This is a genomic window from Runella defluvii (assembly GCF_014195535.1).
GTDB lineage: Bacteria > Bacteroidota > Bacteroidia > Cytophagales > Spirosomataceae > Runella > Runella defluvii.
On record NZ_JACIBY010000014.1, the window covers coordinates 145,459 to 159,110 of the forward strand.

Consider the following 13,652-nt stretch of genomic DNA (forward strand, 5'->3'; position numbering starts at 1 on the left):
CACTGCACTATTATTTCACATCTTTCACGCAACGAAAACCGACGTGAAAAAGGCTAGTTTCGGGAGTGGAAGAGGAGCGCCCCGATACCCGATACCCGTGACACCAAGTGGGTTCGCACAAAAACGAACCACCGCGTTGGGCACGTTCGGCCGAAATATCACCCTCGCGAACGGGCACTCTAAATAATGCTTCGTAGTTGAATTTTAAGTTTGATTGCCATTCCCAAACGTTTCCGCTCATGTCGGTGAGGCCGAGGGGAGTTTTACCAAATTTCCCTACGGGCGAAGTATAAAAGAAACCGTCTTCGTTGAAGTTTTTGACGGGAAATTTGCCTTGCCAAATGTTGGCATTGTACTTGCCTCCCGTCTGAATATCGTTGCCCCAAGGGTAAAATGTACGGCTATTGTTGGCGTTGCGGGCGGCGTGTTCCCATTCCATTTCGCAAGGAAGGCGTTTGCCTGCCCATTGGGCGTAGGCGTTAGCATCGTTCCAAGAAACTTGCGTAACAGGGTGATTGTCAGGCGCAGCAGGAAAGTCTGCCCCCATTGGGTGATGCCAGTTGGCACCGTCTTTCAGAATCCATTGTTGCTGTGTTGACTCATCAATAATACCGCCGTTGCCAAATTTTTCGGCTTCGGTTTTGTAATTGGTCGCTTCCACAAATGCCCGAAATTCGCCTACTGTGACGGGGTGTTCGTCTATATAAAAAGGAGCTATTTTGGCCCAAAAAGAGGGACGTTCGTGCTGATGACCATCGTCGGAACCAATCTGCACAACTCCACCTTGCACGTAAACCATCCCTTTGGGGGACTTGGTTTGGGTTGGTGCTGTGACCGTCGTATCCGAAGGTTTATCTAGCCCTATGTATAAAACAGTCGCGGGAAAGCCAAGTTCTTTCGTCAAGGCTTCGTTGAGGACCACTGTTTTTGTTTCTTCTTGTTGCTGCTTCGAATCGTCGGTTGACTGACAGCCTGCAAAAAGTAAACCTATCGAAAGGAAATAGCCTAAAAAATAGCGTGACATTGGTGTAAGGTGTAAAAGGGTATTTTATCGTAAAACTTCCCCAAAAACCTCATCAAGTTTCGCAACGGGGATAATTTGGATGTTGTAGTTTTTGAAAATCAACCCTTTGACGTTGTATTTGGATATGTAAATTTTCTTGAAACCGAGCTTTTCAGCTTCCGCAATTCGCCCTTCGATTCGATTGACAGCCCGTACTTCGCCACCCAGCCCGACTTCCCCCGCAAAACAAATAGAAGGGGGGACGTAAGAATCTTCGTATGAAGAAGCAAGGGAGGTAACGACTGCCAAGTCGATGGCGGGGTCTTCGACGCGAAGGCCGCCTGCTACATTAAGGAAAACATCTTGCGTTCCTAACCGAAAACCGCCTCGTTTTTCGAGTACTGCCAACAGCATTTGTAGGCGTTTGTTGTCAAAACCCGTACTGCTACGTTGGGGTGTTCCGTAGTTAGCGACACTCACAAGCGACTGAATTTCAATCTTTAAGGGTCTGTTTCCTTCTAGCATTGACCCAATCGTAATGCCGCTGAGATGCTCTTCTCGTTGGGAGATTAAAATTTCGGACGGGTTGGTGACTTGACGAAGTCCCGAACCTAACATTTCGTAGATTCCTAATTCGGAGGTGCTACCAAAACGGTTTTTGGTCGTGCGTAAAATACGGTAAGTCGTATGGCGGTCGCCCTCAAATTGTAGCACGGTGTCCACCATGTGTTCGAGGGTTTTGGGGCCTGCGAGGTTACCATCTTTGGTAATATGTCCAATCATAAACACGGGAACCCCGCTTTCTTTGGCATATTTCATTAACTCAGCCGCGCATTGACGCACCTGCGACACACTACCCGCCCCCGATTCAATCAGCGACGATTGCATGGTTTGGATGGAGTCGATGATGAGGACATCGGGGTCAAATTCTTCGATTTGACGGAAAATATTGTCGGTGGAGGTTTCGGTAAGGATAAAGCAGTTGTTGTTTTTACTGCTCAGACGCTCCGCCCGCATTTTAATTTGCGATTCGCTTTCTTCTCCCGAAACGTACAACACTTTTTGGGTAAGCGTAAGGGCGATTTGGAGCATCAACGTTGATTTTCCAATGCCAGGCTCACCTCCAATCAATACCAGTGAACCTAACACAATTCCCCCCCCCAAAACACGATTAAGCTCGGCATCGGAAGTGACGATGCGAGGTTCTTCTTCGTATTTTATTTCGTTGATGGCTTTCGGTTTGGGGGCTAAACTCACCGATTTCCACTGGGCCAACGGCCCTTTTTTGTCTTCTTTTTCAATGACTTCTTCCACCAAAGTATTCCACTCACCACAAGACGGGCAGCGCCCCATCCATTTTGTAGCTTGGTGGCCACAGTTTTGACAGAAATAGGCTGTTTTTACTTTTGCCATGTAAGAATGTAATTGGTTTTTGCTGCACTTATAGGTGAAACGTATTAAAATAAAGTGGCCTCAACGCTCGGCACAAGATGTCACCCCGATGGGGCTTTGAGGATAGTTTGCGTTATTCTTTCTACTGAGATTTAGCCCCTTTGGGGCATTCTGTCGAGTTATTTGCTTTGTTGCTATTAAGGTTTTGCCCTTTTGGGGCATTGTAGCGATTAACTTGTGCTTTCGCATTTTAGTCATCATCTAAACAAAAAGCGTTGACAGTGACTCCACCATCAACGCTTTTTATATGAAAATGGAGGCATTCTAGCGCTCGTTCATTGGAACAAAATCGCGAGGAGTAGCACCTGTATAAATCTGACGTGGGCGGCCAATTGGCTCCTTGTTAGTACGCATTTCTTTCCATTGGGCAATCCAACCTGGAAGACGACCAATCGCAAACATCACCGTAAACATGTTGGTAGGAATACCCAAAGCGCGGTAAATGATGCCTGAATAGAAGTCAACGTTTGGATACAAGCGACGGCTCACGAAGTATGGGTCGTGAAGGGCAGCCTCTTCCAATCCTTTGGCAATTTCCAAAACTGGGTCGTTTACGCCCAATTTTGCCAATACATCATCCGCCGCTTTTTTAATGATTTTGGCGCGTGGGTCAAAATTTTTGTAAACACGGTGGCCAAAACCAAACAAACGGAAACCGCTTGTTTTTGCGTTTTTCGCCATGTCCACGTATTTTGCCACATCACCGCCGTCGGCTTTGATGTCTTCCAACATTTCGATAACCTCTTGGTTGGCACCACCGTGGAGCGGCCCCCACAAGGCACAGATACCCGCCGAAATCGAAGAGTAAATGTTGGCTTTTGAAGAACCTACCAAGCGAACCGTTGACGTAGAACAGTTTTGCTCGTGGTCGGCGTGGAGAATCAATAGTTTGTTGAGGGCTTTTGAAACAACTGGATCGACCTTGTAATCTTCCACGGGCAACGCAAACATCATGTGAAGGAAGTTAGAGCAGTAGTCCAACTCATTCTTAGGATAGTTTACTGGGTGGCCTTGTGATTTTTTGAACGACCAAGTCGCGATGGTTGGCAATTTGGCCAACAAACGAATGATATGAAGTTCTGTGCTATCAGGGGCTTTTTCGTCGTATGAATCTGGGTAGAAAGCGCTCATGGCACTTACTAACGACGACAACACGCCCATCGGGTGAGCGTTTACGGGGAAGCCATCGAAAATTCTGCGCATATCTTCGTTTACCATCGTATGGATGCGAATTTTATGCTCAAACGCCTCGTATTCGGCTTGCGTTGGAAGCTCTCCGTAAATTAATAAGTAGGCTACTTCCAAAAAAGTAGCTTTTTCCGCAAGTTCTTCAATTGAGTATCCACGATACCGCAAAATCCCTTCTTCTCCGTCCAAAAATGTAATGGCACTTTTGGTTGCACCCGTGTTTTTATAACCACTGTCAATCGTTATATAACCTGTGGTATCACGAAGAGTGTTGATGTCGATGGCTTTTTCTTTTTCCGACCCTTCGATGGTAGGAAATTCATAGGTTTTTCCTTCTACTATTAATTGTGCTTTATCTGACATACAGTGGGTATTTATGAATATTAGATGGATTTGGACTAAGCTACAATTTTCCGAAAAAATTTCGGATTTTCTTAGTGAAAACCTACTTTTTTTAAACGTTTTTCGCAAAATTAGTATTGATATACGTTGTTTGCGGAGTTCTAGTGCCGTTAAAAAAGTAGGGTACTAAGACCTTTACTAATGTTGAATTTCTCCATTTTTGATGACCAATTTGACATTGCGAACGTCGCTAATCCGAAGGTCGGGGCGTCCTTCAACCGCCACTAAATCAGCCAAAAAGCCTGTTTTGATTTGGCCTAGTTGTTCTTGGTGAAAAACGCGAGCGTTGACCGACGTCGCCGAACGCAGCACGTCGAGGGGTTTCATGCCATAATCGACCATCATTTCCATTTCACGGACATTGTCTCCGTGAGTAAAAACACCTACGTCGCCTCCGAAACAAATCGTAACTCCCGCATCTAGGGCTTGTTGGAATGTCTTTCGTTTGTTTTTGATTCTTTCGGGTTCGGGTTCAATGCCTTTTTTCCAACCTCGGTATTGCGTAATGGCATCGCCTGCAGCCAAGGTAGGGCAGAGTGCAACGCCCTTTTCTTTCATCAGCGCAAAGATTTCGGGCGTACCTGCATCGCCGTGTTCGAGGGTTTCACATCCCCCTAAAATCGCCCTGCGCATCCCTTCGACACTCCCTGCGTGGGCAATGACGGGGCGGCCGCTACTCTGTGCGGTTTCTACAATAAGTTTGATTTCGTCAATCAAAAAAGTAGGGCGGGCTTCTCCCATCAAACCCCACCGATAATCGGCATAAATCTTGATGACGTCGGCGCCTTTCCCGATTTGGTTTCGTACGGCTCGAATCAGCGGGTCGCGACCGTCGGCTTCTTCGGCACCTTGGGGCACGGTTACATCGGTACTGAAACCTTTGGGCGCGTAACTACCCGTGGCAATCAGGGCTTTGGTGGCGATAATCATCCGAGGGCCAGGAATAATCCCCTGTTGGATGGCTTGTTTTAGGCCAACGTCGTCAAATTCAGCTCCTTCTGTTCCCAAGTCGCGTACGGTTGTAAATCCTGCCATTAAGGTTTTTTTGGCGTGAACAACCGCTCGTGAGGTACGAAGGGAACGTGCTTCTTTGAGCACTTGGTCGTCCCACGTTGTTTCGTTGTAGGGGTGTAAAAACAAATGGGAATGCCCTTCGATAAAGCCAGGAAGTAGCGTACACCCTTTTAAATCAATGATTTCAGCTTTGGAAGACTGAGTTACAGTGGCAATCGTTTTGGCATCACCTACGGCCACTATTTTATCGTTTACAACCAGCACATGCCAATTTTCGCGAATTTCTTGCCCATCAAAAATGCGGTCGGGGCGTAGCAGGTACGATTTCTGAGCGACAACGCCATGAGTCGTCAAAAGAACTATCCAAATGATTCGATTTAGTTGATGAAGTGACATACTTGTTAATTTGTATCCTACAAAAATAGGCGTCAAACTGCATTTATAACCTCAAAATGTACCTGAAAGTTTTAACATTTAGCTAAAAACTGAACGTTGGCGGTGATTTTTAAGGAACTAAAAGAAGGTTTCTAAAATTTTACCAAACGTTCGTTTGGTAAAATAGATTTGTTTTTTCACCTTTGCACACCACCCGGTCAGACGATAGTCAGACCGAAAGTACGATTGCAAGATGTATCTGTCTGACTGTCGTCTGACAGAGTTGGTACCTATAAACAACCTCAAATGCCCGTTCAGAAAGTCACCAAAGTAGAAGTCGTAAAACAAGCCCTGTTTTTGTTCAAAAAACAAGGGTATCATCGTACAAGTATGTCTGACCTTGCGGTGGCTTGTGGGCTGCTAAAAGGGAGTTTTTATCATTATTTTAGCAGTAAAGATGCTTTAATGCTGGAAGTTCTTGAAACGGTCCATCAGTATTTTGCCACAAGGGTTTTTTCTATTGCCTACGACGAAACATTCCCGCCCCGAGAACGTCTTGAAAAAATGATTGCGAAACAAATTTATGTTGCAGCAAGCACAGAGGGCGGCTGTTTGATGGGAAATATGGCGATAGAAACTGCCCTAGTTACACAAGAATTTTTGCCAAAAATGCGGGAGTTTTTTGAAGAGTACCTACGTGCATTGGCACATTTATATAGTTCCAAATTTGAACCAACGATTGCCCAAAAGTTGGCCGAACAGGCCATCGTTGAATACGAAGGAGCGTGGATTATGGTGAAATTGACCCAAAATAACCAGTTTTTACATGATGTGCATCAACACGCCCTTGAGCGCTTTGACGCCTAATACTTTTAGTTACAACCTATACAGCTTTATTGAAAATGAAAGAAATAGCACTCACGATACCGACAGCCGATGGCTTTGACTTATCGGCCATTCTTTATGAGTACTTAGGTCAGCCCAAAGGTGTAGTACAGTTTAATATAGGCACAGGGATGCGGAAAGAGTTTTACGGCAATTTGGCACGCTTCATCGCCGAACAAGGATTCATCGTGTGCTTATGGGAATACCGAGGCATGGGCTGGTCAAGGCCAGCGGATAAGGAGGTTTTTTCGACCATCACGATGCAAGATTGGGCCAAAGATATGAGCGAAGTTTTGACTTTTTTGGAACAGCGTTATCCCGATTGGCCCAAATTCATGATTGGCCATAGCATCGGAGGGCAATTGCTAGGCTTGATGCCTAATCATGGTATTTTAAAAGGAGTGGTATTGCTAACGAGTTCGACGGGTACGTGGTGGCGTCAGACCTTTCCCTACCGACTGAAAGCCTATTTTTTCTTTAATATATTGTCGCCGCTGACTGCGCCTTACGTGGGGTACTTGCCAGCAAAGCGAATGAATATCATGGAAGACCTGCCCAAGGGCTTGATTATGGAATGGCGTTTGTGGTGTAATTCCGAAAATTACCTCTTTGATTTTCTAGACAAAACCATTCCGCAACATTACTATGATAAAGTAAGGCTACCGATAAAATCGTATTGGGCTACGGACGACCCCATTGCTAATGCACATACAGTTCCTGCCTTGCTGCGCCATTTTCGGAATGCGGATATTATGAATGAAGCCCTTCGACCCAAAGACTACCGTGTAAAGCGCTTGGGGCATTTTGGCCTATTTTCGAGAAAATTCAAGGATACGATTTGGAAAAAAGTGGCTCAAGACTTGGAAGCGATGGCTTCCAAAAATCATCATTATAATAATCCAGCACTTCGAAGAGTCAATTTGTAAATAGTTAAACAACACATTTTATGAACAAAACAGAATTGAAAGGACTGCTCCAAGAGCGAGTCCAAGGGGTTGTTGTGTTTTCAGAAAACCAAACATCTGAAGTTTTTTATGCCAAACCCGCCGCTGATGTATGGTCGGTGGCTGAGAATGTTCAGCACCTGATTTTATCGGTGCAGCCATTGGCGCGGCTTTTTGGCGCACCCAAGTCCTATTTTATTGAGAAATGGGGAAAAGCACCTCATTCGTCGAGAGCGTACGAACAGATGGTCGGGATTTACGATGCGGCGTTGGGGGGAGGAGGAGTAGCAACGGGAGCGTTTGTTCCATTGACTATGGCAGCCTCAAAGGAACAACTGCTCGCGGAGTTTGTACAAATACACCAAATGCTGTTACAATGGGTGGAAGCCAACTGGACGGAAGAAGAGCTGGACGAGTATCCGATACCACACCCGCTTTTGGGGCTAATCACTGCCCGAGAAATGTTGTATTTTACCGCTTATCACCTCCTTCATCATCATCAAATTATGCAAAAAAGGGCAGCACAAGTAGCTTGAAAAAGTAGCCCTAAAAGCGAATTTGTACATTTTTGATAGCAAAAAGGATTATTAAATGTAGTACTTTTCCTATTTTCGTTGTACTATTTAAAGAACTTTTCATTTTTAGCAAAAATTTATTTGTACTGAACTAAGTAGGGTTTGAATTTTTCAGTCAAGAAGAAAGAGTGTTTGTACTATTCTAAGAAAAGGTTGAAACCCAAGATATGAATTTATCAAGAGGGTGTTTTTGCCCTATTTTTTTGTAAATCAAAATCTTACACCTTTGCATTGTCAAAGCGAAGTCACCGCGACTGAGCGGCACAAGATGGTACAAAAACTATAACACACTATGAAAAAGATCACAATGCTTTCGACAGTATTCGCAGCTATGATGCTTGCAACCGCAGGAACTGCTTCGGCAGAAACTCACCTCCTTACCAAAGATGTAAAATTGGTAAAGCGTGACACCAAGAAGGTTGAAGTAAAAATCAACCAACCTAATGTAGGCGTACTTGATGTAGTAATTAAAGATATAGACGGCGTAGTTGTTCACGAAGGAATCTTTGAAGTGAACGAAGGCGTCTCAACTCAATTGAACCTTAACGCACTTCCAAACGGTGAGTACGTTATGAGTTGCTCTAACAACAATTTCTGGTCGGCACAAACACTTTCTATCAAAAATGGCAGTGTTGAAATCGACGAGAATAGCTACAAAGAAGCGGTTCTTCCAAAAGTAGAAGCGATTGGAGTTAATCGTTTTGAAGTATCAACTTCTAACAAAAACGTAGCAGACATGAGCGTAGCCATCACAGACTTGGCTGGAACATCAATTTATAACAGTTATTTGTCAGCAGGTAGCCGTTTTAACTTGAGCCACTTGCCAGCAGGTGAATACGCTTTTGAATTTACAGTGGCTGATAAGTCTTTCAAAAAATTCGTGAAAGTGAAATAAGCCAACAGTTGCAATGACTTCTCAAACAAACAGACTATAACCACATCATCTTGCGATTTTGCGACACCCGTCGGCGGAGAACCCGCCGACGGTTTTTTTATGGTTAGTCCAAAAACCAACCTGCAATCCATTGGGTCAATGACAAGCCAATGCTAAACAGCAATGCGGCGATGGCACTCGAAACACTAAAACCATCGACCAAATAAGCGCAAAGATAAACAAGGGCAATATTGATGATAAAATAAAAGAGCCCAAGCGTTAGAATGGTGATAGGGATAGACAAAAACTGTAGAACTGGCTTTACGAAGGTGTTGAGGAGTCCCATCACAATGGCGACAATCACGGACGTGGTGAGGGTGTCCACATAAAATCCTTGTAAAACACGGCTCGATACAATCACCACAACGGTGCTGATAATGAGGCGAATAATTAGGCTGGTCATTGGTTTTGAGGTTTTTGGTTAGAAAAGTTGATTGTAAACAAAGGTCAGGATATGAGTATCCTGACCCACATTTATCAGGTTGTAAAGTGGGTCAGGTTGCTCACAGCCTGACATACTTTTATTGTGAAACTGCAAAGTTAGCCGAATCGAACTGCAACTTGATGAGGTTGGCGTAAAGACCCTCTTCGTTGAGAGCAAGTTCGTCGTGCGTACCTGATTCCAAAATAGTGCCGTCTTTGATGACATAAATGCAGTCAACGTTGCGAACCGTCGCCAAACGGTGTGCAATGATAATCGTCGTGCGGTTTTGCATCAGCCCGTCGAGTGCTTCTTGTACCAATTTTTCCGATTCAGCATCAAGCGAACTGGTTGCTTCGTCCAAAATCAAGATTTTAGGGTCTTTCAAAATTGCGCGTGCAATGGCAATGCGCTGACGTTGCCCACCCGAAAGTTTTATACCACGTTCGCCTACAACCGTTTCCAATCCTTCGGGGAAAGAAGTGATAAAGTCTAAGGCGTTGGCTTTGCGGGCTGCCTCGCGGACTTCTTCTTCGGTGGCATTGGGTTTTCCGTAGGCTATGTTTTCACGAATAGTTCCGCCAAATAGCATCACTTCCTGCGGAACAACGGCGATGTTTTGGCGATAAGCCGTGATGTCAAGTCCTTGAATATCTTGCCCATCGACCAGCACATTTCCGCCAACGGGCTGATAATAACGCATCAATAACTGCACAATCGTTGACTTCCCAGCTCCACTGTAGCCCACCAGCGCAATTTTACGACCTGCGGCCACCTCAAGCGAAATATCTTTCAACACCGTTACGTCGGGACGAGTGGGGTAGGTGAATTTAACGTTTTGGAAAGAAATCGTGCCGTTAATCGGAGCAACTGCTTTGGGTGATTCTATTTCGACTTCGGAGGTTTCGTCCAAAATTTCCAAAAGACGCTCCGACGCCCCAAGGGTTTTTTGAATTTGGGCGTACATATCTCCCAAACCACCAATTGACCCACCAATAAACATGGTATATAAAATAAAGGTCATAAGCTCTGAGAGTGGCATTTCGCCGCTTTGAACGAGCGTAGCACCGTACCAAACCACACCAATGATGCCGCCAAACAAGGCAAAAATGATAAACGAAACGAAGCCGCCACGGAAGCGCCCCGCTTTGAGTGCTGCTACGACTACATTGTCGAGGGCTTTGCCGTAGCGCTGCACCTCAAGGCGTTCGTTGGTAAAGGCTTTGACAACGTTGACTGATTGAAGCGTTTCTTCCACAATGACGTTGGCGGCGGCCAATTCATCTTGGGCTTTCTTAGAAAGTTTGCGAATAAAACGCCCAAAAACCATCGCAATCACAATGGCTACGGGGAAAGTAGCCAACATAAAAATGGTCAATTTCCACGAAATGAAGCAAATGATGCCAATACCCACAACTACCGTAGCGAGCGAACGGAACAGTTCCGCAAGGGTAAACGAAAGAACATCTTGCAACGATTGTACGTCGGACGTAATGCGGCTCATTAGCTCGCCCACGCGCCGCTGTTCAAAGAAAGTAACAGGCAATGAAATGATTTTGCTATACACCGTCCGACGAATATCGGCCATGCTTTTTTCGCTGACAATCGAGAAGAAAAAGATGCGCCCAAATGAGAATACAGATTGCAGAATTAAAACCCCTACAAGTACCAGTACCACCTGATTGATGGTGTACGACGATTTTCCTTCAATCACCGCCGTTATTTCCCCAATTAGTTTTGGGAAAAGTAAGTTGGTGGTTAAGGATAAAAACAAGAATAAAATGCCGACGATAAAGGTGCTTCGATAGGGAAGAATGAATCGAAATATCTTTAGTGTTTTTTGGAGGCTCTCTTTGGTGAGTTTACGTTTTTTATCTTCGGGCGACAACTCGGTGCCCGTTCCTCTGCCTTTAGCCATTGGTATGAATGAATAGTGAGTTAAATAAAGGATAATCTGATGACAAAGGTAATCACAACTTGGTTCATTCTTCGTCCTTTTGCCCTTTGTAATTTGCCTCTTCAAAAATCTGCCGAACGTTGGTGTTCGCCATCAATTCGGTCAGCGTAGTGTTTGATTTTTTGTGCAAATATTCTCCCACAATGCGCCACCCTACCCAACGGGCAATGCCACCTGGGCAGTATTGACTGATTTCGGGGGTAGCGGGGCGCTCGCTAATGAAACGCTCTTTTTCGGCGTCGCGGGTTTGGTACAAAAGTTGGCGGTCTAAAAAATAAGCCCAAATGTCTTGTTGAGACGCATATACATCGGTAAGTTGTTCGCCCGAATAACCAATAATGAGGCTATCTGGTGTTTCGGGAGATACCTGTTTGACAAACTCAAATCCTTTCCCATACCAAATCATATCGGCCAAGAGCGTTTTGTCTTCGTTAGGCACTTTGTTGTATTTCTGAGAAATGAAGAACAAAATGCCTGGGGCGATGTATTCTTTTTGGTAACGACGTAGTTGATAATCAAAAAGTTGTGGGCGGTATTTGGCTTTTGGCCCACCAAAATAATCCAGCCCAATGACAATAATGCTGTCGGATACGTACAGGTCAGTACCCATAAAACCCGTGATGGTTGTCACGATTTCGGGGGCTTTGAAATCGGGATAAGAAGCTTTGATTTGCCCAAAAGCTTTCTGGAGCTGGGTTTGTAAAAACGTCAAGTCCGCAAACTGCGTTTGAAGTTCTTGGCTAAACTGTTGTAAGTCGCGATTGGAAATATTTTGGTACAACTGATTGGTAATCATTGAGTCAGCTACGCCCGATGGTAAGCCAAAGTAATCTCTTAAAATGGGGTTTTTCTGGAGTAACAATGATAAATCGGCGGGGGATTTTGCCGCAAAAATATCTTTTTCGAGGCGACGAATGCCAACGGGCATTTCTTGGGGTTTTTGCTCGCAGGCACTAAAACCGAGCCCAAAAGCAATAAGAACGAGGAATGAATAAATAGCTGCTTTCATTGAAAATTTTGATAACGTACTTTAAACGTAGAAGCGGCCTAAAAAAGTTTGAAAGAAGGCTAGAAAACCACTTTTGGCGTTTTGAGCGTCGGAGACGCTAGGCCGTTTGCGCCCCGAATTGTGGTTCGGGGCAAGTATTTTCGGTAGATTTCCGTTAGTTTTACCAGACAATCATTGAACAATACTTTTTCTCTCATGGCCAGATATTTGATAACATTGATGTGTTGGGGATGGATGTGTAGTGCCTTGGCTCAGAAACTACCACCGATTCAGTACGAAGACCGTACGAACGAAATCACGATTAAAACGGTAGCGATTTACCCCGCGCCCAACAACATCCAAGACCCTGCCCGCACCACTTATTCGCCCGTTGTCAATGTTGAAAGTACGAATCCATTGATTGTAGAATTTGATGACCTCAAAGCACGCTATCGGACGTTGAGGTACCGTATTTTTCATTGCAATGCCGATTGGACGTCGTCGGGCTTAAATGACATTGAGTTTACGTACGAATACAACGACTACCCGATTAATACCTATCAGGCGTCGTTCAACACCAAAATCCCGTATTACCATTACACTTTTGAAGTACCGAGGTTAAAACTTTCGGGGAATTATGTGGTGGCCGTTTACGAAGATTCGCGGCCTGCCAAAGTCATATTTACGCGTCGATTTATGGTGTATCAATCGAAGGTAAGTGTGTTTGCCCAAGTTCGGATGTCGTCGGGGATAGCAGAACAGCGCACACATCAGCAGATTGATTTTGATGTTGATTACCGTGGATATGAAATCCTTTCTCCGCAAGAAGACTTAAAAGTTGTGATTCGTCAAAACTACCGTTGGAACAAAATGATTACGAATCTGCGCCCAACCAACGTTCGTATTTTTGACCAAAAACTGGAATATCGTCCGTTCGATTTGTCCAATAATATGTTGGGAGGCAATGAGTTTCGTTGGTTCGATACCCGCATTTCGCGCGGGGTAGGCATGAGCGTGGACGATATTCAACAATTACCCGATCAGACCATTGCGCACCTTCGGGTTGACCAATCGCGGGTTGGTGGAGGAGCAACTTTTCAGGCGCAAGACTTTAACGGTCAATACATTGTGTTGAACCGTGATGCCGCCAATAGTACCAATGAGGCCGATTACATCAATACGGTTTTTACGCTTCAAAGTCCACCATATCCCAATGCCCAAGTATATGTCGGAGGGGCTTACAATGTATGGCAATTGGAAGATGCCAATCGGATGACCTACAATGCGACCAAAAATGTCTATGAAGCCAGTATTTTGATTAAACAAGGAATTGTGAATTACTATTATTTGGCGGTTGGGGCCGATGGAAAAATCAACGATACGGCCTTTGAGGGAAGTTATTCGAGTACGTCTAACGATTACGAAATATTTATCTATCATCGCCCACCCGCTGCCCGCGCTGATCAATTGATTGGTTATCGTTTGGTTGAATTTGGTCGGCGATAGAAAACCTC

At 44.8% G+C, this 13,652-nt stretch carries 12 protein-coding genes; 5 read left to right on the forward strand and 7 right to left on the reverse strand.

Going from position 1 to position 13,652, the window contains the following annotated elements; genetic code table 11:
* Positions 1-10 precede the first annotated feature (10 nt).
* The 4 genes from FHS57_RS25475 to FHS57_RS25490 all read right to left on the reverse strand — a co-directional run bounded on the left by FHS57_RS25475 (position 11) and on the right by FHS57_RS25490 (position 5,455).
* Positions 11-1,024, reverse strand: coding sequence for a formylglycine-generating enzyme family protein (locus FHS57_RS25475; protein ID WP_183978670.1), 1,014 nt, complete (start codon positions 1,022-1,024; stop codon positions 11-13).
* 24 nt (positions 1,025-1,048) lie between these two features.
* Entirely contained in the window at positions 1,049-2,416 is a 1,368-nt protein-coding gene (gene radA, locus FHS57_RS25480; protein ID WP_028522199.1) for a DNA repair protein RadA, read from the reverse strand.
* 303 nt (positions 2,417-2,719) lie between these two features.
* On the reverse strand, positions 2,720-4,006 hold the full coding sequence (locus tag FHS57_RS25485) for a citrate synthase (RefSeq protein WP_183978672.1): 1,287 nt from the start codon (positions 4,004-4,006) through the stop codon (positions 2,720-2,722).
* A 177-nt stretch (positions 4,007-4,183) separates the two neighbouring features.
* Positions 4,184-5,455, reverse strand: a complete 1,272-nt coding sequence (locus FHS57_RS25490) for a metal-dependent hydrolase family protein (RefSeq protein ID WP_183978674.1) — start codon at positions 5,453-5,455, stop codon at positions 4,184-4,186.
* Positions 5,456-5,740: 285 nt separating this feature from the next.
* Between FHS57_RS25490 and FHS57_RS25495 the strand changes: the two genes are divergently transcribed.
* The 4 genes from FHS57_RS25495 to FHS57_RS25510 all read left to right on the forward strand — a co-directional run bounded on the left by FHS57_RS25495 (position 5,741) and on the right by FHS57_RS25510 (position 8,733).
* Positions 5,741-6,301 (forward strand): TetR/AcrR family transcriptional regulator, encoded by a 561-nt coding sequence (locus FHS57_RS25495; RefSeq protein WP_183978677.1) that lies wholly within the window; start codon positions 5,741-5,743, stop codon positions 6,299-6,301.
* Between the two features lie 35 nt (positions 6,302-6,336).
* Positions 6,337-7,245 (forward strand): alpha/beta hydrolase family protein, encoded by a 909-nt coding sequence (locus tag FHS57_RS25500; RefSeq protein ID WP_183978679.1) that lies wholly within the window; start codon positions 6,337-6,339, stop codon positions 7,243-7,245.
* Positions 7,246-7,265: 20 nt separating this feature from the next.
* Complete coding sequence (locus FHS57_RS25505) at positions 7,266-7,799, forward strand: DinB family protein (protein WP_183978681.1); 534 nt, start codon at positions 7,266-7,268, stop codon at positions 7,797-7,799.
* Between the two features lie 331 nt (positions 7,800-8,130).
* A complete protein-coding gene (locus tag FHS57_RS25510) occupies positions 8,131-8,733 on the forward strand; it encodes a T9SS type A sorting domain-containing protein (protein ID WP_183978683.1) in 603 nt (200 codons plus the stop codon).
* Between the two features lie 103 nt (positions 8,734-8,836).
* On the opposite strand, the gene FHS57_RS25515 is transcribed toward FHS57_RS25510, so the two are convergent.
* The 3 genes from FHS57_RS25515 to FHS57_RS25525 form a co-directional block, all read right to left on the reverse strand.
* A complete protein-coding gene (locus FHS57_RS25515) occupies positions 8,837-9,175 on the reverse strand; it encodes a phage holin family protein (RefSeq protein ID WP_183978685.1) in 339 nt (112 codons plus the stop codon).
* A 118-nt stretch (positions 9,176-9,293) separates the two neighbouring features.
* Positions 9,294-11,111 carry an ABC transporter ATP-binding protein gene (locus FHS57_RS25520; protein WP_183978687.1) on the reverse strand — a complete coding sequence of 606 codons (1,818 nt, stop codon included), beginning with the start codon at positions 11,109-11,111 and terminating at the stop codon, positions 9,294-9,296.
* A 64-nt stretch (positions 11,112-11,175) separates the two neighbouring features.
* Positions 11,176-12,159 carry a gliding motility protein GldB-related protein gene (locus FHS57_RS25525; protein ID WP_183978689.1) on the reverse strand — a complete coding sequence of 328 codons (984 nt, stop codon included), beginning with the start codon at positions 12,157-12,159 and terminating at the stop codon, positions 11,176-11,178.
* 195 nt (positions 12,160-12,354) lie between these two features.
* On the opposite strand from FHS57_RS25525, the gene FHS57_RS25530 reads away from it, so the two are divergent.
* Complete coding sequence (locus tag FHS57_RS25530) at positions 12,355-13,644, forward strand: type IX secretion system plug protein (RefSeq protein WP_183978691.1); 1,290 nt, start codon at positions 12,355-12,357, stop codon at positions 13,642-13,644.
* Positions 13,645-13,652: the final 8 nt, after the last annotated feature.